The sequence below is a fragment of the Corallococcus sp. AB038B genome (genome assembly GCF_003668955.1).
GTDB lineage: Bacteria > Myxococcota > Myxococcia > Myxococcales > Myxococcaceae > Corallococcus > Corallococcus exiguus.
On sequence record NZ_RAWO01000002.1, the window covers coordinates 1,160,344 to 1,177,087 of the forward strand.

General features: G+C 70.3%; 18 protein-coding genes. 10 read left to right on the top strand and 8 right to left on the bottom strand.

Annotation, left to right across the window (positions count from 1 at the left end):
• Nucleotides 1-40 precede the first annotated feature (40 nt).
• On the bottom strand, nt 41-1,051 hold the full coding sequence (locus D7Y04_RS15760; RefSeq protein ID WP_120596815.1) for a protocatechuate 3,4-dioxygenase: 1,011 nt from the start codon (nt 1,049-1,051) through the stop codon (nt 41-43).
• 134 nt (nt 1,052-1,185) lie between these two features.
• Entirely contained in the window at nt 1,186-1,533 is a 348-nt protein-coding gene (locus D7Y04_RS15765; RefSeq protein WP_121759830.1) for a hypothetical protein, read from the bottom strand.
• A 169-nt stretch (nt 1,534-1,702) separates the two neighbouring features.
• On the opposite strand from D7Y04_RS15765, the gene D7Y04_RS15770 reads away from it, so the two are divergent.
• From D7Y04_RS15770 to D7Y04_RS15805, 8 genes are read left to right on the top strand one after another with little or no spacing between them, the layout of a single operon-like run.
• The gene (locus tag D7Y04_RS15770; protein WP_121759831.1) at nt 1,703-2,761 is read left to right on the top strand and encodes an alpha/beta fold hydrolase; all 1,059 of its coding nucleotides are present in this window, start codon (nt 1,703-1,705) and stop codon (nt 2,759-2,761) included.
• A 14-nt stretch (nt 2,762-2,775) separates the two neighbouring features.
• Nucleotides 2,776-3,702, top strand: coding sequence for an acetoacetate decarboxylase family protein (locus tag D7Y04_RS15775; RefSeq protein WP_120596818.1), 927 nt, complete (start codon nt 2,776-2,778; stop codon nt 3,700-3,702).
• Nucleotides 3,699-4,241 (top strand): hypothetical protein, encoded by a 543-nt coding sequence (locus tag D7Y04_RS15780; RefSeq protein WP_120596819.1) that lies wholly within the window; start codon nt 3,699-3,701, stop codon nt 4,239-4,241. Before D7Y04_RS15775 ends, D7Y04_RS15780 begins: the two co-directional genes overlap by 4 nt.
• Nucleotides 4,238-6,358 (top strand): patatin-like phospholipase family protein, encoded by a 2,121-nt coding sequence (locus D7Y04_RS15785; RefSeq protein ID WP_121759832.1) that lies wholly within the window; start codon nt 4,238-4,240, stop codon nt 6,356-6,358. The genes D7Y04_RS15780 and D7Y04_RS15785 overlap by 4 nt, the downstream gene beginning before the upstream one ends.
• Nucleotides 6,342-8,117: a GMC oxidoreductase gene (locus D7Y04_RS15790; protein ID WP_121759833.1), complete on the top strand. Its 1,776-nt coding sequence runs from the start codon at nt 6,342-6,344 to the stop codon at nt 8,115-8,117. Before D7Y04_RS15785 ends, D7Y04_RS15790 begins: the two co-directional genes overlap by 17 nt.
• Nucleotides 8,093-9,913: a metallophosphoesterase gene (locus D7Y04_RS15795; RefSeq protein ID WP_121759834.1), complete on the top strand. Its 1,821-nt coding sequence runs from the start codon at nt 8,093-8,095 to the stop codon at nt 9,911-9,913. The genes D7Y04_RS15790 and D7Y04_RS15795 overlap by 25 nt, the downstream gene beginning before the upstream one ends.
• 43 nt (nt 9,914-9,956) lie before the next feature.
• Complete coding sequence (locus D7Y04_RS15800) at nt 9,957-10,637, top strand: hypothetical protein (protein WP_233601440.1); 681 nt, start codon at nt 9,957-9,959, stop codon at nt 10,635-10,637.
• A gap of 40 nt (nt 10,638-10,677) precedes the next feature.
• Nucleotides 10,678-11,643, top strand: a complete 966-nt coding sequence (locus tag D7Y04_RS15805) for a hypothetical protein (RefSeq protein ID WP_120600066.1) — start codon at nt 10,678-10,680, stop codon at nt 11,641-11,643.
• Nucleotides 11,644-11,659: 16 nt separating this feature from the next.
• Here the strand turns inward: D7Y04_RS15805 and D7Y04_RS15810 are convergent, their stop codons facing one another.
• The 3 genes from D7Y04_RS15810 to D7Y04_RS15820 all read right to left on the bottom strand — a co-directional run bounded on the left by D7Y04_RS15810 (nt 11,660) and on the right by D7Y04_RS15820 (nt 13,964).
• Complete coding sequence (locus D7Y04_RS15810; RefSeq protein WP_147477116.1) at nt 11,660-12,139, bottom strand: hypothetical protein; 480 nt, start codon at nt 12,137-12,139, stop codon at nt 11,660-11,662.
• 138 nt (nt 12,140-12,277) lie between these two features.
• Nucleotides 12,278-13,666 carry a sigma 54-interacting transcriptional regulator gene (locus D7Y04_RS15815; RefSeq protein WP_120600358.1) on the bottom strand — a complete coding sequence of 463 codons (1,389 nt, stop codon included), beginning with the start codon at nt 13,664-13,666 and terminating at the stop codon, nt 12,278-12,280.
• A 103-nt stretch (nt 13,667-13,769) separates the two neighbouring features.
• On the bottom strand, nt 13,770-13,964 hold the full coding sequence (locus D7Y04_RS15820) for a hypothetical protein (RefSeq protein ID WP_014397120.1): 195 nt from the start codon (nt 13,962-13,964) through the stop codon (nt 13,770-13,772).
• A 249-nt stretch (nt 13,965-14,213) separates the two neighbouring features.
• Between D7Y04_RS15820 and D7Y04_RS15825 the strand changes: the two genes are divergently transcribed.
• A complete protein-coding gene (locus tag D7Y04_RS15825) occupies nt 14,214-14,489 on the top strand; it encodes a hypothetical protein (protein WP_043321624.1) in 276 nt (91 codons plus the stop codon).
• Between the two features lie 57 nt (nt 14,490-14,546).
• A complete protein-coding gene (locus D7Y04_RS15830) occupies nt 14,547-15,278 on the top strand; it encodes a PHP domain-containing protein (protein ID WP_121759837.1) in 732 nt (243 codons plus the stop codon).
• Between the two features lie 16 nt (nt 15,279-15,294).
• Here the strand turns inward: D7Y04_RS15830 and D7Y04_RS15835 are convergent, their stop codons facing one another.
• From D7Y04_RS15835 to D7Y04_RS15845, 3 genes are all read right to left on the bottom strand, one after another.
• On the bottom strand, nt 15,295-16,047 hold the full coding sequence (locus tag D7Y04_RS15835) for a hypothetical protein (RefSeq protein WP_121759838.1): 753 nt from the start codon (nt 16,045-16,047) through the stop codon (nt 15,295-15,297).
• Nucleotides 16,048-16,102: 55 nt separating this feature from the next.
• A complete protein-coding gene (locus D7Y04_RS15840) occupies nt 16,103-16,306 on the bottom strand; it encodes a hypothetical protein (protein WP_120577451.1) in 204 nt (67 codons plus the stop codon).
• A gap of 75 nt (nt 16,307-16,381) precedes the next feature.
• Nucleotides 16,382-16,723 carry an FmdB family zinc ribbon protein gene (locus D7Y04_RS15845; protein ID WP_120600248.1) on the bottom strand — a complete coding sequence of 114 codons (342 nt, stop codon included), beginning with the start codon at nt 16,721-16,723 and terminating at the stop codon, nt 16,382-16,384.
• Nucleotides 16,724-16,744 lie beyond the last annotated feature (21 nt).

A 16,744-nucleotide genomic window follows, 5' to 3' on the forward strand; every position in this document is an offset into this window, starting at 1 on the left:
CCACCCCGGAGGACTCCGGGGTGGCCCGGCTCACCCTAGTTCAGGGCATGCCACCGTCGAAGCCCGGCGGAGGCCCCATGCCGCCATCCCAGCCAGGCGGGGGACCCATGCCACCGTCGCCGCCGGGAGGCGGACCTCCGGGCCCACCACCGCCGCCGCTGCCGCCCGGCATGGCGCAGGACGCAGTGTTCAGCGAGGAGCGGACGACCAGCGTCTTGGACGCCAGCATCGCGCCGTCCGACATTCGCTGCGTGGCGAAGACGTAGTCGCCCACCGCGTCTCCGGAGACCACCGTGTCGTTCTGGTTGGTCGTGTCGCGCTCGCCACGCGTGTTGTAGAGCGGCTGGCTGTTGACGATGTCGTCGCTCGTCGAGTCGTCGAAGAACAGCTGCGACGTGACGAACTCCTGGCCGTTCACCCGCACCGTGAAGTGGATGTGGATGGTGCGGCTGCTGTACCAACCAGGGAAGCACGTGTCGAAGTCCACGCGCCCGTTGGCGTCCGTGGTCTGCACTCCGCGGAACCACCGCGCCGCGCGGGCCGTCGCGTCTCCGGACGTGCAGAAGTCGCTCGCGTCCTCGCCGGAGTAGAGGCCCTCCGGGCCCGCGTGCCAGATGTCCACCGTGGCACCCGGGATGGGTTTGCAGGACTCGTCCACGACGAGGAAGGCCAGGCGCACCGGCAGGCCGTCATGGCCCTCGCTGATGTCCTTGCGGTCCACCGTGGTCGCGTAGCAGGGCCCCAGCGTGGCCTCGCAGGCGAGGTTGCACACCGTGCCCAGGCCGGACGCGAAGGGATCCGGATACACGGCGGCGGCCGTCATCGCCGCGGTGCCTCCCGTGGCCCAGAAGCCCGGGTCCACGACGCCCGCGTCGGTGCCCGTGCCCGCGTCGGCTCCGGTGTTGGTGTCGCCGCCCGTCGTGTCGTCGCCTCCGCAGGCGACGAGCAGCTTCGCCACGGGAACCGCGGCCAGCGACAGGCCAATGCCGCGCAAGATGCTCCGGCGCGTGATGACCTTGGGGGAAAGGTCCTGAGGGGATTCGCTCTTCATCCGGGGTTCCTCCGGGAGCTCGGGAGCCAGGGGCGGCGAGAGTGCCGCCCTCGGGGCCGCCCGGGGCTGACCGGACGGCGAACCGGGTTATCTCGGGAGAACCTTAAGCAATCCTTGCGCGGAAGGTCCGCGACTCAGGAAAAGCGCACGCGGAAGGCGGCGAGCAGTGGACCCGCTGCCCGTCCGTCCGCCGTGGAGCGGGGACCGCCCTCGGGGAGCGTCGTGCCCAGTTCCTCCAGCGCGGGCTTCATGGAGTCGAAGGCGTGGAGCGCCTCCGCCGCGTTGTCGAAGAAGCGCGGATGCAACAACCAACCGGAGACGCCGCAGGTGACGACATGAAAGGACCGCGAGTCATCCGACTCGTAGGTCAGACGCAAGAGGTCGCGGAAGCCCTCGTCCCGCACGATGGTGCCGCCCTGGCTGCCCATGCCTCCGAGCGTCGCGCCGCCTTCGTAGTCGCTCCAGCCTGGGTCCGCGTTCATGCCCCACGCATAGCACCCCAGGGGCTGACGCGGGCGGCGTGACAGGGAGGCGCCGCGCCGTTGCCCATGGTCCCGGACTGGCGCAGCGAGCGGCGTCCCGGGTGGGGTTGCACGCCGGTTGTCGGCCTCCGCGCACCGCCCAACGTTTGCGGAGTGGGGGGATGCCGTCATGTCCGCGGAAACAATCCATGAGCCGCGCTACACCGAGGAGATCGTTCCCTTCCTCGCGGGTGACGGCCGCGCGCTGCACCTGGTTCACCTGCGCGGTGTCGAGAAGGCGGACAAGGGGCCGGTGGTGCTGGTGCACGGAGCCGGCGTGCGCGGGAACATCTTCCGCGCGCCGGTGCGCCAGACCCTGGTCGATGCGCTGATTGAAGACGGCTACGACGTGTGGCTGGAGAACTGGCGCGCCAGCATGGACGTGGAGCCGGGCGAGTGGACGTTGGATCAGGCCGCCGTCCTGGACCACCCGCCCGCCATCCGCACCGTGCGGGAGAAGACGGGCGCGGACAAGATCAAGGCCGTCATCCACTGCCAGGGCTCCACCAGCTTCACCATGGCCGCGGTGGCGGGGCTCCTTCCAGAGGTGGACCTCATCATCACCAACGCGGTGTCGCTGCACCCGGTGGTGCCCGCGACCGCGAAGGTGAAGCTCCACTACGCCGTGCCGCTGGTCGCGCAGTTGACGCCCTTCCTGGATCCGCAGTGGGCCTACGGCGGTCCCACGCGCACGGCCCGGATGCTGACGCGCGTGGTGCAGGCCACGCATCACGAGTGCGACAACCTGGTCTGCCGCTGGACGAGCTTCACCTATGGCACGGGCTTCCCGGTGCTGTGGCGCCACGAGAACCTCAACGCCCGGACGCACGACTGGCTCCAGCACGAGTTCGGCCCGGTGCCCTTCAGCTTCTTCAAGCAGATGTACCAGTGCGTGCGCGCCGGCCACCTGGTGCCCGTGGAGGGCTTCCGCGCGCTGCCGGAGGACCTGGGCGTGCGCGAGCCCCAGACGGACGCGCGCTTCGTCTTCTTCGCGGGCGAGGAGAACCGCTGCTTCCTCGCGGAGAGCCAACGCCGCAGCTTCGAACATCTGGAGCACTTCCACCCGGGCCGGCACGCGCTGCACCTCCTGCCGGGCTACGGCCACCTGGACGTCTTCATGGGCAAGCGCGCGTCCCAGGACGTCTTCCCCCTCATCCTCTCCGAGCTGGATCGCTCCGCGCTCCACTGACGAAAGGCAAAGCCATGTTCCTGCCTCGACGCATCCAGACCCAGTACGGCCGCTATTCGAGGGTGGATGACATCCCGTACGCGCTGCCGGTGGACTCGAAGGGGGCACCAGCGATGGTGGCCGCCTTCACCGTGGATGCTCGCCGCGCGGCGGCCCTGCTGCCCGGCAATGAATTGCACCCGCTGCGCCTGTCGCGCGACCGCGGCGTGCTGCTCGTCTCCGTCATCGACTACAAGAAGACGGACATCGGCGCGTACATCGAGTTCAGCATCGCGCTCGCGTGCACGCACGGGCGCAGGCCCGCGCCGCCGCTCCTTCCCTTGCTGTTCCAGAAGCGCTTCGGCCTGGGGCAGTACGTGGTGGACCTGCCGGTGAACACGGAGGTCTCCGTGAAGGGCGGCAAGGGCATCTGGGGCATGCCCAAGCACCTGGCCCGGTTGGACTTCCGGGTGGAGGACGGCTCCGTGAGCAGCCGCTACGAGGAGGGTGGCCAGCAGGCGGTGCGCGTGCGCATCGAGCGCCCGAAGCTCGCGTGGCTTCCTCTGCGGATGGCGGCGGTGAACTACTGCGCCTTCCGGGGGATGCTGATGAAGTCCACCATCTACTTCCGGGGCCGCTTCGGCTTCCGGTTGGGGAAGCGCGCGTGGGGGACGCTGGAGGTGGGGGACCATCCGCGCGTGCAGGTGCTGCGGGATTTGAGCATCTCCCCGCGCCCGTTCCTCACCGGGTTCTTCCCTTCGTCCAGCGGCGTGCTGGATGACCACTTCGAGGCGTGGTTCCTCACCCAGCCGACGCTGCCTCCGGACACGTATCCGGAGGGACTCAAGAGCGTGGTGGACCTGGGCCAGGACCAGACGCCCATGCCGGACCCGGAGTCGAACGGAGCGCCGCCGAGGGTGCTCCAGGCCGTGGCGCCCCTGCCGGAGGAAGCGCGGCCATGAAGCGCGGCGGCAGCCTGGATCTGGCGAACGCGTGCCTGCTGTTCCTGTGCACGTCCATGTACCTGGGCACGGGCTGGTCGCTGATCCTCTTCACGTTCCCCATCGCGCCCCAACTCACGGTGGACAACTACTACCTGCAGTTCGTGCCGCAGGTGCAGGCGGCCACGCGGTTCTTCACCTGGATGACGGCGGTGATGCTGCTGTCCGCCGGAGTGCTGGCGTGGCGCGAGCGCAAGACGGCCCTGCGCTGGTACCCGCTGGGCGTGCTCGTCGCGGTGGTGGTGGCCACGCTGCTCACGCGCATCTACATCTTCCCGTACAACGACGAGATGGCCGCCGGCATCACGTCGCCTGAACGGCTGACGGAGGTGCTGGGCGCGTGGATGCGGATGAACCGCATCCGCGTGGGGCTGTGGACGGTGCAGTGGCTGCTCACGCTGGGCTACTTCGTGCACCGGGTGCTGCGCGCGGAGCATCCGGCGGGAGAGCGCTGGCGCCTGGGGTTGTCCGTGCCTTCGCGCCGGGAGGCGCACGCATGAGCCCGACCGCGTCGCGATGGCTGGAGCGCCAGGCCCGCGTCCGCGGGCGCCCGTGGCGCTGGGCGCTCGCGGCCATCGGGTGGATCACCGTCGCGACCGGCGCGGCGCAGATGTTCCTGCCGGGGCTGGAGCTGCGGCTGTTGCACGCGGATGCGTCCGCCGCGCCCGCGCACTTCTTCCGCATCGTGGGCATGTTCATGGTGCTGTTCGGCGGCCTGCTCCTGCACGGCCTGCACGAGCCTCGAGCGAACCCGGCCGCCTTCCTGTGGACCGGCCTCCAGAAGGTGGGGGCCTGCGGGATGGTGGCGGCGGGAGTGGCGCGCGACCTGCTGTCGCCCCTGGCGCTGGGGGTGGCGGCGTTCGACGCGCTGTCCGCCGTGCTGGTGCTGGGGTTCTACGCGTCGCTGCGCCAGCGCGAGCAGATCATCACCGTGCTCAGGCCGCAGACAGAGGAAGCGGCTCCGGAGGCCACCAGCCCCTCCGTCAGCGCGCTGCGTGTCGCGGATGCGACCCTGAATGGCGTGCCTTCGCGGCGGCCCCCGCGCACGTTCGAGGATGGCACGGCCATCCAGGTGTCCCCGGCGGAGGCTCCCCGGCGTTCGTTGGTGCTCGCGGGAGGCGGCATGCGCGTCGCGTGGCAGGCGGGCGTGCTGCGCGCGCTGACGGACGCGCGGCTGTCCTTCACCCACGCGGACGGCACGTCCGGCGGCATCATCACCCTGGCGATGTGGCTGTCCGGCCAGTCCCCCGCGGAGATGTGTGAGCGGTGGCGGACGCTGGACGTGAAGGACTTCGTGTCGCTGATGCCGCTGGACGAATACGCGCGGCCCTGGAACCTCCCCGCGCTGGGAGACGCGGACGGCATCGTCCAGCGCGTCTTCCCGCACCTGGGCGTGGACGTGGACGCCATCCGCGCGAATCGCGAGCGTTCCGGTACCTTCAACGTGTGTGACTTCTCCCGGAAGACGAACGAGGCCATCCCGCACACGGACGTGGACCGGGACCTGCTGGTGGCCGGCATCTCGCTGCCGCTCTTCATGCCCCCGGTGGTGAAGGACAGCCACCTGTACCTGGACTCGGTGTGGATCCAGGACGCCAACGTGATGGAGGCCGTGCACCGGGGCGCGGACGAGGTGTGGATCGTCTGGTGCATCGGCAACACGTCCACCTACGCCGACGGGTTCTTCCGCCAGTACGTCCACATGATTGAACTGAGCGCGAACGGCGCGCTCTTCGCCCAGCTGGAGCAGGTGCGCGAGCTCAACGCGCGCATCCTCGCGGGCGAGCACGTGCCGGGACACGCGCGGCCCATCACCGTGCACCTCATCAGGCCCGAGCACCCGCTGCCCCTGGATCCGGACTTCTACGCGGGCCACGTCACGGCCTCGACCCTCATCGACCAGGGCTACTCGGACGCCTGTCGCTACCTGGCGGTGGCGGACGGGCAGGGCCTGCCCCTCACCCCGGAGATCACGCAGATGACCGAACCCGCCTATGACCTGACCTTCCGCGAGACCATGGCCGGTCCGCTCGCGATGGGCACCATCGACCCCGAGGCGGGCGCCCACGACGGGCGCTCCACGCCCTTCACCATGCATTGCACCATCACCATCGACGACATGGAGGCGTTCATCCGCGATCCGGACCACGCGGCCCGGCTGGTGGCGCACGTGCAATACAAGCCGCTGGGCATGGACCTGCCCGTGCGCGAGGGAAGCTTCAACCTCTTCCGCAGCACGGATGATCCGCGCACGAAGATCATGACCTACGGCCTGCGCTTCCAGGCGAACGGCCAGGACTACTACCTGGACGGCACGAAGACGCTGCGCGACGACCCGGGCCCGGACCTCTGGCGCGACACCACTCGGCTCTACAGCTACCTGCACGCGGGCGCGGACGCGCGCGGCCCGGTGGTGGGCGCGGGCGTCCTGGTGCTGGGCATGCGCGAGCTGCTCCACCTGGTGGCCAGCATGCGCTCGTCGCGCGGGGGCGTGGAGGGCGCGGGCATGATGGCCCGCTTCGGCCACCTGTTCCTGGGCGCGCTCTGGGACCTCTACGCCCCGGAGGCGCCGGTGCGCGAGCGCACAGAGGAGGCCACGCATGGCCACGAAGGCTGAGCACTTCGACGTCGTCATCGTGGGCTCGGGCTTCGGCGGTTCGGTGATGGCGTGGCGGTTGGCGGAAGCAGGCCTGCGGGTGTGCGTGCTGGAGCGGGGCAAGGCGTATCCGCCGGGCTCCTTCGCGCGCAGTCCGCACGACATGCGCCGCAACTTCTGGGACCCGCGCAAGGGCATGCACGGCCTGTTCAACCTCTGGTCCTTCCAGGGGTTGGGCGGCGTGGTGTCCGCGGGGCTGGGCGGCGGGTCGCTCATCTACGCGAACGTGCTGCTGCGCAAGGACGCGAAGACCTTCATCCACGAGGACCTCCAGGACGGAGGCTACGAGGACTGGCCCGTCACCCGCGCGGATCTGGAGACGCACTACGACGCCGTGGAGCGGATGATGCGCGTGCAGCGCTATCCGCTGGAGCATCCGCCTTACGACTCCACCGCGAAGACGCTGGCCATGAAGCTCGCGGCCGAGCGCCTGGGCCGCTCGGGCGATTGGCAGTTGCCGCCGCTGGCCGTGACGTTCGGCAACCCCGGCGAGGTGCCCGTCCCGGGCGAGCCCATCCGCGAGGAGCATCCCAACCTCCACGGCCGCACGCGCACCACCTGTCACCTCTGCGGCGAGTGCGACATCGGGTGCAACACGGGCAGCAAGAACACGCTCGATTACACGTACCTGTCCGCGGCGAAGGACGCGGGGGCGGAGCTGCGCACGCGCGCGGAGGTGACGGAGCTGTGGCCCTCGGAGGGGGGCGGCTATGTGGTGCGGTATCTGGACCACACGGACACGCCGGAGGACGTGCCTCGCGAAGGCCCCCAGTCCATGTTGCCGCGCAGCACCGTGACGGCGGACCGGCTGGTGCTGGCGGCGGGCACGTTCGGCACCCCGTTCCTGCTCCTGAAGAACCAGCGGAACTTCCCCGGGTTGAGCGGACGGTTGGGCACGCGCTTCTGCGGCAACGGAGACCTGCTGGGCTTCATGCGCCAGTGCCACGATTCGAGCACCGGCAAGCAACTGCCTCGCATCCTGGAGGGAGGGCACGGGCCGGTCATCACCAGCGCGCTGCACTTCCGGAGCGAGGAGGAGGGCGGCACGGGCCGTGGCTACTACATCGAGGACGCGGGCTACCCGGAGTTCGTCAACTGGCTCTACGAGGGCGCGTATCAGGCGCCGTTGGTGGAGCGAGGCCTCAAGCTGGCGTGGCGCCTGATTCGTGGGTGGACGGGACGCACGCACGACTCCGACGTGAGCGAGGAGATCGCCGAGCTGCTGGGGGATTGCCTGGGCTCCGCGACGTCGTTGCCGCTGCTGGGCATGGGGCGCGACCTTCCCTCCGGCCACATGCGGCTGACGGACGACGGAATGCTGGCCATCGACTGGCGGATGGGCGCATCGCGCGAGTACTTCCAGCAGGTGCGCCAGTCGATGGCGGACATCGCTCGGACGCTGGAGGGGAGGCTGCTGCAGAACCCGCTCAGCTACTTGAGCCGGGTCATCACCGTACACCCGCTGGGCGGCTGTCCCATGGGGCGCGGGCCGGAGGAGGGCGTGGTGGACGCGACGGGTGAAGCCTTTGGCCACCCGGGGCTGTACGTGGCCGACGGCTCGATGATGCCGGGCCCTGTCGGGCCCAACCCGAGCCTCACCATCGCCGCGCTCGCGGACCGGTTCGCGGATGCGCTCATTGATTCGTACCGCAGGGGCACTCGGGGACGTGCGTGGCGGGCGACGGAGGAGGGGCCATGGCCGTCCGCGCCTCCGATGTGAGCCGCCTTCCGGGCCAGCGCGTCGAGCCCGCGCCCGAGCCGCAGACGCCTCCGGGCCGGAAGATGGTGTCGTGGTTCGACCCGACCGTGCTCGCGAAGTCGGGCATGAAGGCGCTGCTGTCAGGGACGTTCGGACGGCAGGCGGACCGGCGTTTGCTGGACGCGGTGTCCCGGCCGCAGCCACTCTGTTTCGACTACTCGGTGGACGACACCGGTCATCCGCGCGACGAGCTGTGGCTGGACTACGTGTCGGACCTGGGCGACGGCTGGGACTCCACCTACGCGGTGGCGTCCGCGGTGATGGCGCCGGAGTTGGAGCTCACGGACGAGGACGGCGAGACGCATGTCACGCGGGGCGGCGACGTGCTCGTATTCGGAGGGGACGAGGTGTATCCGACCGCGAGCGTGGACGAGTACCAGGCGCGCACGGTGGTGCCGTACGAGGACGCGCTGAACAAGCGGCGGCACCGGCCGCACCTGTTCGCGGTGCCCGGCAACCATGATTGGTATGACGGACTGGTGTCCTTCACGCGCCTGTTCTGCCAGGGCCGGCGCTCCAATGGCTGGCGCACGCAGCAGCAACGCAGCTACTTCGCGCTGAGGCTGCCGCACGGCTGGTGGCTCTTGGGCACGGACATGCAGCTGGAGTCCGACCTGGACGCGCCGCAGGTGGAGTTCTTCCAGAAGGTGGCCGCGCAGATGCGCGGCACGGACCGGATCATCCTCTGCAACGCGGAGCCCGCGTGGGTGAAGCAGCAGGTGATGCCTCACGCGGGGCGCGGCTTCCTGGACCACAACATCGACTTCCTGGAGCAGAAGGTGCTGGGCAAGAAGGTGAGCGTCTTCCTGGCGGGAGACCTGCACCACTACCGCCGGCACGAGAACGCGGACGGGCGGCAGAAGATCATCGCGGGTGGGGGAGGGGCGTTCCTGCATCCCACGCACCTGCCCAAGGTGGATCAGAGTCCAGGCGGCTTCGTGCAGAAGGCGAGCTATCCGCCGCAGCGGGAGTCCCAGTTGCTGGCCTGGCGCAACCTGCTGTTCACCGCGCTCAACCCGTGGTTCGGCGTGTTCATGGGCGTCATCTACACGCTGCTGGGCTGGGGCATTGCCGCGAACCTCAACGAGGGCGCGGTGGGGGCGCCGTCATTCCGGGAGGTCATCAACGCGGGGGTGCAGAGCACGGGCTCTCTGGTGCTGGGCGCAGGTGTGGTGCTGGGCACGTTCGCGTTCGCGGATGGTCGCCGGGGGCCGCGCTGGAAGAAGACCGCCGGCATCGCGCATGGACTGGTGCACCTGGCGGTGGCGCTGTTGCTCACCTGGGGCGTGTCCGCCGTCGCCGCGCCGCTGGCGGCGGAGCTTCAATGGAGGCTGCGGCGGGACTTCCTCAGCGGGCTGCTGCTGTTTGGCGGCGGTGCGCTGGTGGGGCCATTGGTGGTGGGCGTGTACCTGCTGCTGTCGCTCAACGTGTTCTCCTGTCACCCCAACGAGGCGTTCTCGTCGCTGGCGATTCCGGACTGGAAGAACTTCCTCCGGCTCCACTTCGACGAAGACGGTCAGCTCACGGTGTACCCGGTGGGTTTCCGGCGGGTGCCTCGACGGTGGAAGCGAGGGCGTTCTCCGGAGGAGCCGGTGTGGGTGCCGGACCCGACGGACATGCGGGCGACACCGCCCCGGCTCATCGAGCCGCCCATCGTCATTCACCGTACGAAGGCACTGCCAATGCTGGAGGAGACCGGTCCGCCGAGACCCATGGACATGATGGTGGACGAACACCCACCCGGCGGAGCGGTTTGAGCGGCGCGGGCCAAAGTCCTACGCTGCGTCCCATATGAAGGCGATGCTCCTGTCCCTGTTCTTCCTCGGCGCCGCGCCGTCCGGCCCCGCGCCGTCGTCCCTGCCTCCCGAAGCGCTGGGGGCACCCCCGCTCGTGGATGCGTCTCCGACCGCGTGGTCGTGCACCATTGACACGCTGCGTGCGGGGAAGGAGTGCGTGTTCGAGGCGGATGCTCCGCCATCCAAGGGCACGAGCGCGGACGTGGAATCCGCCAACATCAAGCTGCTGAAGGACGCATCTCGCGCCCTCTGCTCGGAGGCCGTGAGCAACGCGCGGGACGGCTCGCCCGATCCCAAGCTCGTCGCCGTCTGCGAGCGCAAGTACGCGGACGTCGTGGGCCGCTGCGGCATCGAAGGCAATACGCCGGTGGTGGACTCCAAGGGCCGCTTCGCGCCCGCGGCCCGCGCCTGCTACCGCGCGCTGTCCTCCGTGCTCCAGGATGTGCAGTTGATGGCCTCCGTGGCCTCCACCTGCTGTGAGTGCGCGGCACGCAGCCAGTGCCCCGGCAACGGCGAGAGCTGCTACGCGGCCGTGTCGCGGCAGCAGGCCGGGCCCACCACGCTCGCGTGCATGGACGAGCGCTGCCACGACGCCTGCTCGATGATGCTGCCCCCGTCCGCGTCCATTCCGCGCCAGTCGCCGTCGCGCGCGAACTCGCAGCACACCGACTCCGCCTCGCTGTAGCGCGTCCACCGCGCTGTCGCACTTCAAGGAGCCTTGCGCCATGCCCCGTCTTCCGTTGCTGACCCTCCTGGGTGCGCTCGCCACCGGCTGCGGTGCCTCGCACTCCCACGTCGCGCTGGAGGACCGCGCCCTCACGGACTCGCCTCCGCCGCAGACGCCGCCCCCCGCGCCCAAGCGCTCCGTCGTCGCGGAGCAGCCGCCCACGTCGCCGCATGACGCCCGCGCGTTCCTGGCCCGCTACTCCACGCCCGCTTCGTGCGAGACCGCCGCCCGCAAGCTCCAGGCGACTTCACGCGACGACGCGTGGCTGGCGCTGAAGCTGTGCTCGGAGGCCCCCGGCTTCACCCAACTGGGCGCCGTGCTGGGCAGTGCGTGGGCGGAAGACCTGCGCGTGCGTCCGGATGCCGCCAACCTCATCGCCCGCGTCGTGGCCCAGCGCGGCGGCAGCGTGGACGGTGAGCTGCGCCTGCTCCACGCGCGCAAGGTGCCCATCTTCTCGCTCGCGTCCGCCGTCGCCCAGCCTGACACCTATCGTGGCCGCTACGTGCTCCTGCGCGCGCAGGTGGCCGACCAGCGCTCGGAAGGGGAGCGCCCCACGCTGTGGCTGGTGGAGCAGGGCCTCCAGTCCGTGGCCTCCCGCCGCGAGGTCGGCATCGCCTACCACACCGACACCGTGACGCAGGCCTCTGGCGACCTGGGCGGACGGACGGCGATCACCGGCGAGGGCCGCGTGGGCGGCTCCATCTTCACCCGCGAAAGCACCACCCAGTCCGCCTCCGAGCGCACCTACGACAACCTCTCCGAGGAGACCGGCCGCGAGGCCCTGGGCCGACTCGCCGCGCCGGATCCCTTCCTGGAGACCCGCCGCGACTACGTCATCCTCGCGCGCTTCGATGGCCTGCGCGTCACCTCCGGCATGACCACCGACGACGAGGACGAGGGCCCGAAGATCCCCGTGCTCACCATCGTCAGCTACCACCTGCCGCAGGCGCTCGCCGTCTACTGACGCAAGCGCCCGCCCGTCAGCGCTTCACCGGTGCCGCCGCCGCCGTCGCAGTCATGTCCCGCGACGGCGTGCCGGAGTAGATCTCCACGTCCGTGGCCACCCACGACCCCAGCCGCTCGCCGTAGGTCGTGTGCACCAACACGCCCGGGGACAGCTGGGCGCGGGCCACGCGCTTTCCGTCGCGCAGGATTCGCGTGGAAGGCGCCACCACGAACGGCCGCTCCACGCCGTCGTCGTCGCGCACCGTGAAGCCCCGCGCGCCCGAAATCGTCACCGTGCCGTAGAAGTCCGGCACGTCCTCGGCCACCACCGAGCCCAAGCCTCCGCTTCCGCTCCCGCCGGTGCCTTCCTCCGTGGGAACCGCCGCCCCGGCCTGGAACACCGCGAGCCGCGGCACCATGCCACTCTCCGAGACAGCCCCGTCCCGCGACTGGCACGCGCTGACGCCCAGCACGAGCCCCCCGACGAACAGCCACCTCCCCCATCCCTGGCGCATGGCACCCACCTCTCGTGCGTTGGTGCTCCCAAGATGGGGCGGAAACCCGCTCCGACAACCACCCCCGGCAGGGAGGCCCACCCCAGTGTCACCCGGCCCACGGGGACCGTGACTCCGGGTGGGGGCAGGGGACCGCCGTCAGTCCGGCCCGGACACCAGCCCGTGCTTGCGCAGGAGCTTCCGCAGGTAGACGCGGTCGATGCCCGCCTCGCGCGACGCCTTGGAGACGTTGCCGCCGCACCGCTCGAGCACCGTGCGCAGGTAGTCGCGCTCGAAGCCTTCGATGAGGCGCTCCTTCGCTTCCTTGAAGGGCAGCTCCAGCGCCAGCGACAGCGTGTCCTCCGGGTCCAGGTCCGGCGACAGGGCAGGGCGCGCAACCGGCGTGTCCGGCAGCTCCGGAAGCGCGGACTCGCCCAGGCTCACCACCCGGTCCACCACGTTGCGCAGCTCCCGCACGTTGCCCGGCCACGGGTACTGGGCCAGCAGGGCGCGCGTCTGGTCCGACAGGGCACTGGGCGGCTTGCCCATCCGCTCCAGCACGGTGTCGATGAGCAGCGGGATGTCCTCCGGGCGCTCGCGCAGGGGCGGCAGCGTCGCGCGCAGCACCGCGAGCCGGTGGAACAGGTCTCCGCGGAAGCGGCCCGTCTTCACCGCGCCCTCCAGGTCCTGGTGCGTGGCCGCCACCACCCGCACGTTCACCGAGCGGTAGTCATTGGCGCCCACCCGCTTCACCTGCCGGCGCTCCAGCGCGCGCAACAGCCGGGGCTGCACCTCCAGCGGGAGCTCCCCGACTTCATCCAGGAAGAGGGTGCCGCCGTGCGCGCGCTCGAAGGCGCCCGCCCGGTCCGCCTGCGCGCCGGTGAAGGCGCCCTTCACGTGGCCGAACAGCTCCGACTCCAACAGCTGCGGCGCCACGCCCGCCAGGTCCACGATGACGAAGGGCCCCTTGGAGCGCGCGCCATGCAGGTGCAGTCCCTCCGCGCACAGCTCCTTGCCGGTGCCCGTCTCGCCCTGGATGAGCACGTCGGACTCGCCCTGGGCCACGCGCTCCAGCAGGGTGAACACTTCGCGCATCCGGCGGCTCTGGCCCACCAGGTTGCCGAAGCGCTCACGGTTGGAGAGGGGCAGGGTGTGCGCCTTCTCTCCCTCCGGGACGAGCTTCAGCTCCGTGGTGCCCAGCGTGAGCACCGCGCCGGGGCGCACCTCCAGGGTGGTGAAGCGCATGCCCTCGCAGAAGGAGCCGTTGCGCGAGCCCACGTCCACCGCCTGGATGCTGTCCTCGCGCACGTCCAGGAGCAGGTGGCTGCGAGACACCGCCCGGTCCGCGATGATCACATCCGAGCTGGCGTCCGCGCCCACCCGGTAGCGCCCGGGAGCCAGCGGGTAGCTCTGGCCCGCGTCCGGGCCGGACAGCACCAACAGCCGCACCCGCACCCGCGCCGAGCGCATCGCCGGCAGGGCGTCCGTGCGTAGCTGCCGGTCCTCCTCCCCGCTGTCGTCCCCGAAGCGCGCCACGGCGCGGACCATAACATACGGAAACGGAAAGGCCCGGCCTCCCCGCACGCACCGACAAAGGTGCGTGCCTGGAAGAGGACGGGCCCGGGACGAGTCCAGGGGCTTTCCGCGGCGGTCAGGCCGGCGGCTTCGCGTGCTTGTAGAAGAGCACCAGCGTGTAGCAGTGGAACTCGTTGTCAGAGGACTGGCACACGACCCGGTCCACGATCTCCAGGTCCGCGTTGCTCTTGATCCAGCGGGTGACGTTCTCACCCAACTCTTCCCGCTCCTTGGCCTTCGTCGCGGAGAAGACCTTCACGCCCGTGAACATCGCCTGCCACTCCTTGTGGGTGGTGAGAAAAGGCTTGACCGGGGGTTATCGCACACGCCGTTTTGGGGTGTCAAAAATGCTGCGGTCCAAAAGTCGTGATCCGCGGGGAGCGGGGGAGCGGGGTGGGGTGGGGGTTTGCAGGTGGACCGGCATGCATAGGTTCACCCGGTCGCACCCGGTTCGTGAATTGGGGCGGGGCTCAGGGCCATTTCCGGCTCCAGGGCATGGGCGGAAAAAGGGGGCAGGACCGTGGACATGAAGACGAAGAAGGACCTGGCGGTCGATTTCATCAACACCATCCGCACCATGGAGCCGAGCGCGCTCAACGCCCTCATCGTGAAGGAAGCGGGCGAGGAGCTGGCGCAGTTCTTCCTGAACTACAGCGCGAACCTCATCTCCAAGGATCCGTCCCGGGTGTTGGAGAACACGTCCTCGCTGATGCTGATGGGCTACCTCATCCGCACCTACGAGGAGAAGAACAGCCAGGCCAAGCAGGGCAACTTCCAGTCCTACGCGTACGCCTGAGGGCCTGCGCGCGCGGGCTCGACAGGCCCGGGGAGGCCTGTTAGGCACGCGTCGCCCATGCTCATCGACCTACACGCCCATTCCCACCTGTCCAAGGGGTGCGACCTGGAGCCGCGCGCCGTGCTGGAGCGTGCGGCCATGTTCGGCCTGGACGCGGTGGCGTTCACCGAGACGAACACCCTGGACGGCTGCGACGAACTCTTCGAGATCGGCGCCAAATCCAAGGTGAAGGTCTTCGTGGGCCTGGAGCTCGTCACGGACCGGGGCCAATACCTGTGCTTCTTCCCGAAGCCGGAGCTGGCGCCGGAGCCCGTGCAGATGTGGGGCAGCAACCGGGAGAAGCCCTGGAGCGCCGCCGAGTGCCTGCCCAAGGTGAAGGCGATGGGCGCGGCCATCATCGCGGCCCGCCCCTTCGACCGCGACGTGCCCAACCCCGCCATGGAGTACGTGCGCTCACTGTCCGGAGTGCTGTGCGCCGTGGAGGGCTACAACGCCAAGGTGAAGCAGACGGCCAACGACCTGGCCGTGGAGGCCGCGGACGTCCTCAAGGTGCCCTGCGTGGGCGGCAGTGACGCGCGCGGCTCCCTGGACGAGATGGGCCGCGGCGCCACCTTCTTCAAGCGCGACGTGCTCACCCAGGCGCAGCTGGTGGAGGAGCTGTTCAAGGGCGACTACTGGCCGGTGATGGCCGGTGAGCTGCCCCGCCTCACCCGGCCGGGCGAGGCGCAGGCCCAGCGCAAGGGCGGTGGCGGCGGCAAGAAGCAGCACCGCCGCGGCGGCCGACGCTAGACGGGCGCCAGTCGGTTCAGGGCAGGACGGATTTGCCTGCCTCTTCCGCGCGCACCAGCTTCCCGTCGCTGAGGAACGCCTTGCGGCGCTCGCCGGTGTAGCGCCACTCCTCGTTCTTCGCGGTGCCCTCCAGCGTGCGGCGCACGGACTCCGGCGCGCCCCAGGCCATGCGCACCGCGTCCGCGGGCATGTCCGGCACCAGCGTCTTGGTGCGCACGGCCTCCTTCACCGCCGCGCTGAAGCCGTTGAGCTGCTGCGTCAGTGGGTGGGGCGACAGCGTGTTCCCCAGCTCCGCGCGGAACGCGTCCTGCCGGTCCAGGTTCGGCGGCAGCACCATCACCACCTGCTCGCCCGCGGGGGCGCCCTCCACCGTCACGTACACCCACGGCCAGGTGCGCGGGGAGTAGAGGACGCGCTCGGTGACGACCCACGCGGTGGGGAACTCCACCTTGGTGATCCGCACGCGCGAGCCGGCGGGGAGGGTGGCCTGGATGGGGCCGGGGTTGATGGGCTTGCCCTGGGTGTCATCCACCAGCCGCACGTCCTCCGGAGGGTAGGGCGTGAGCAGCCGCTTGGACGCGTCCCCGAAGAAGGGCGTCAGGTAGGCGGAGACGCGCAGGTACTGCTCCGCGTCCGGGCCGCTGAGGCCGCGGTCCAACGCGGCGCGGTCCTCGGGGGACATGCGGGTGGCGGAAGCGCAGCCGAAAGACACGGCGGCCACGAGCGGCACCAGGAACAGCGACGACAGCGAGCGGAAGGAACGCGGCATGGCACCTGGAGGCGCGCGGGATGGGACGGCGCGCACCTTCGGGTGTCTGCTTAGCCTAGCGGCTGGCCTGCGTCAGCGCCGGCGTGTCCGTCGCCGCGAGCTTGCCGTTGCGGCAGCCGCGCTGCGTGGGACACACGGGGCCGCGGCCATGCGGGTCCGCGACCAGGAGGAACCGCCCCTGCCCCCGAGCATCCGTCAGCTCCGGATGGCCGCACAGCGCGCAGTGGCGGGGGGGACGCTTCGAGGGAGGAAAGGGCACGCGTCAAGTGTGCGGCCTCCCCGCGCCCCCAGCGAATTTTCAGCCAGGGGCGGTGGGACGATGGAGCCTGGGGCGCTACGACTTGTCGCCGGACGCGGACGGCGTGCTCGGCGCGGCCGCGGGAGCACTGGGCGCCGTGCTCGTGCTGGTGCTCGACGACGACGAGGTCGAAGAAGACGCGGTCGACGACGACGCCGAGGAGGACGACGACGAACCGCCGCCGTCCTTCTTCGTGGAGCCGTACAGGTCCGAGTACCAGCCGCCACCCTTGAGGTGGAAGCTGGAGCGGCTGAGCTGCTTGCTCAGCGTGCCCTCGGCGCCGCACGCGGTGCAGGCGGGGGGCGTCGGGTCGGACATCTTCTGCAGGACGTCGATGGTCTTTCCACAGGCCGAGCAGCCGTACTCGTAGATGGGCATGGGGTGGGGGCCTCGTCTCGA

Coding starts and splice junctions, on each gene's coding strand:
- D7Y04_RS15760 (WP_120596815.1), bottom strand. CDS start 1,051: ATGAAGAGCGAATCCCCTCAGGACCTTTCCCCCAAGGTCATCACGCGC.
- D7Y04_RS15765 (WP_121759830.1), bottom strand. CDS start 1,533: ATGAACGCGGACCCAGGCTGGAGCGACTACGAAGGCGGCGCGACGCTC.
- D7Y04_RS15770 (WP_121759831.1), top strand. CDS start 1,703: ATGTCCGCGGAAACAATCCATGAGCCGCGCTACACCGAGGAGATCGTT.
- D7Y04_RS15775 (WP_120596818.1), top strand. CDS start 2,776: ATGTTCCTGCCTCGACGCATCCAGACCCAGTACGGCCGCTATTCGAGG.
- D7Y04_RS15780 (WP_120596819.1), top strand. CDS start 3,699: ATGAAGCGCGGCGGCAGCCTGGATCTGGCGAACGCGTGCCTGCTGTTC.
- D7Y04_RS15785 (WP_121759832.1), top strand. CDS start 4,238: ATGAGCCCGACCGCGTCGCGATGGCTGGAGCGCCAGGCCCGCGTCCGC.
- D7Y04_RS15790 (WP_121759833.1), top strand. CDS start 6,342: ATGGCCACGAAGGCTGAGCACTTCGACGTCGTCATCGTGGGCTCGGGC.
- D7Y04_RS15795 (WP_121759834.1), top strand. CDS start 8,093: ATGGCCGTCCGCGCCTCCGATGTGAGCCGCCTTCCGGGCCAGCGCGTC.
- D7Y04_RS15800 (WP_233601440.1), top strand. CDS start 9,957: ATGCTCCTGTCCCTGTTCTTCCTCGGCGCCGCGCCGTCCGGCCCCGCG.
- D7Y04_RS15805 (WP_120600066.1), top strand. CDS start 10,678: ATGCCCCGTCTTCCGTTGCTGACCCTCCTGGGTGCGCTCGCCACCGGC.
- D7Y04_RS15810 (WP_147477116.1), bottom strand. CDS start 12,139: ATGCGCCAGGGATGGGGGAGGTGGCTGTTCGTCGGGGGGCTCGTGCTG.
- D7Y04_RS15815 (WP_120600358.1), bottom strand. CDS start 13,666: ATGGTCCGCGCCGTGGCGCGCTTCGGGGACGACAGCGGGGAGGAGGAC.
- D7Y04_RS15820 (WP_014397120.1), bottom strand. CDS start 13,964: ATGTTCACGGGCGTGAAGGTCTTCTCCGCGACGAAGGCCAAGGAGCGG.
- D7Y04_RS15830 (WP_121759837.1), top strand. CDS start 14,547: ATGCTCATCGACCTACACGCCCATTCCCACCTGTCCAAGGGGTGCGAC.
- D7Y04_RS15835 (WP_121759838.1), bottom strand. CDS start 16,047: ATGCCGCGTTCCTTCCGCTCGCTGTCGTCGCTGTTCCTGGTGCCGCTC.
- D7Y04_RS15845 (WP_120600248.1), bottom strand. CDS start 16,723: ATGCCCATCTACGAGTACGGCTGCTCGGCCTGTGGAAAGACCATCGAC.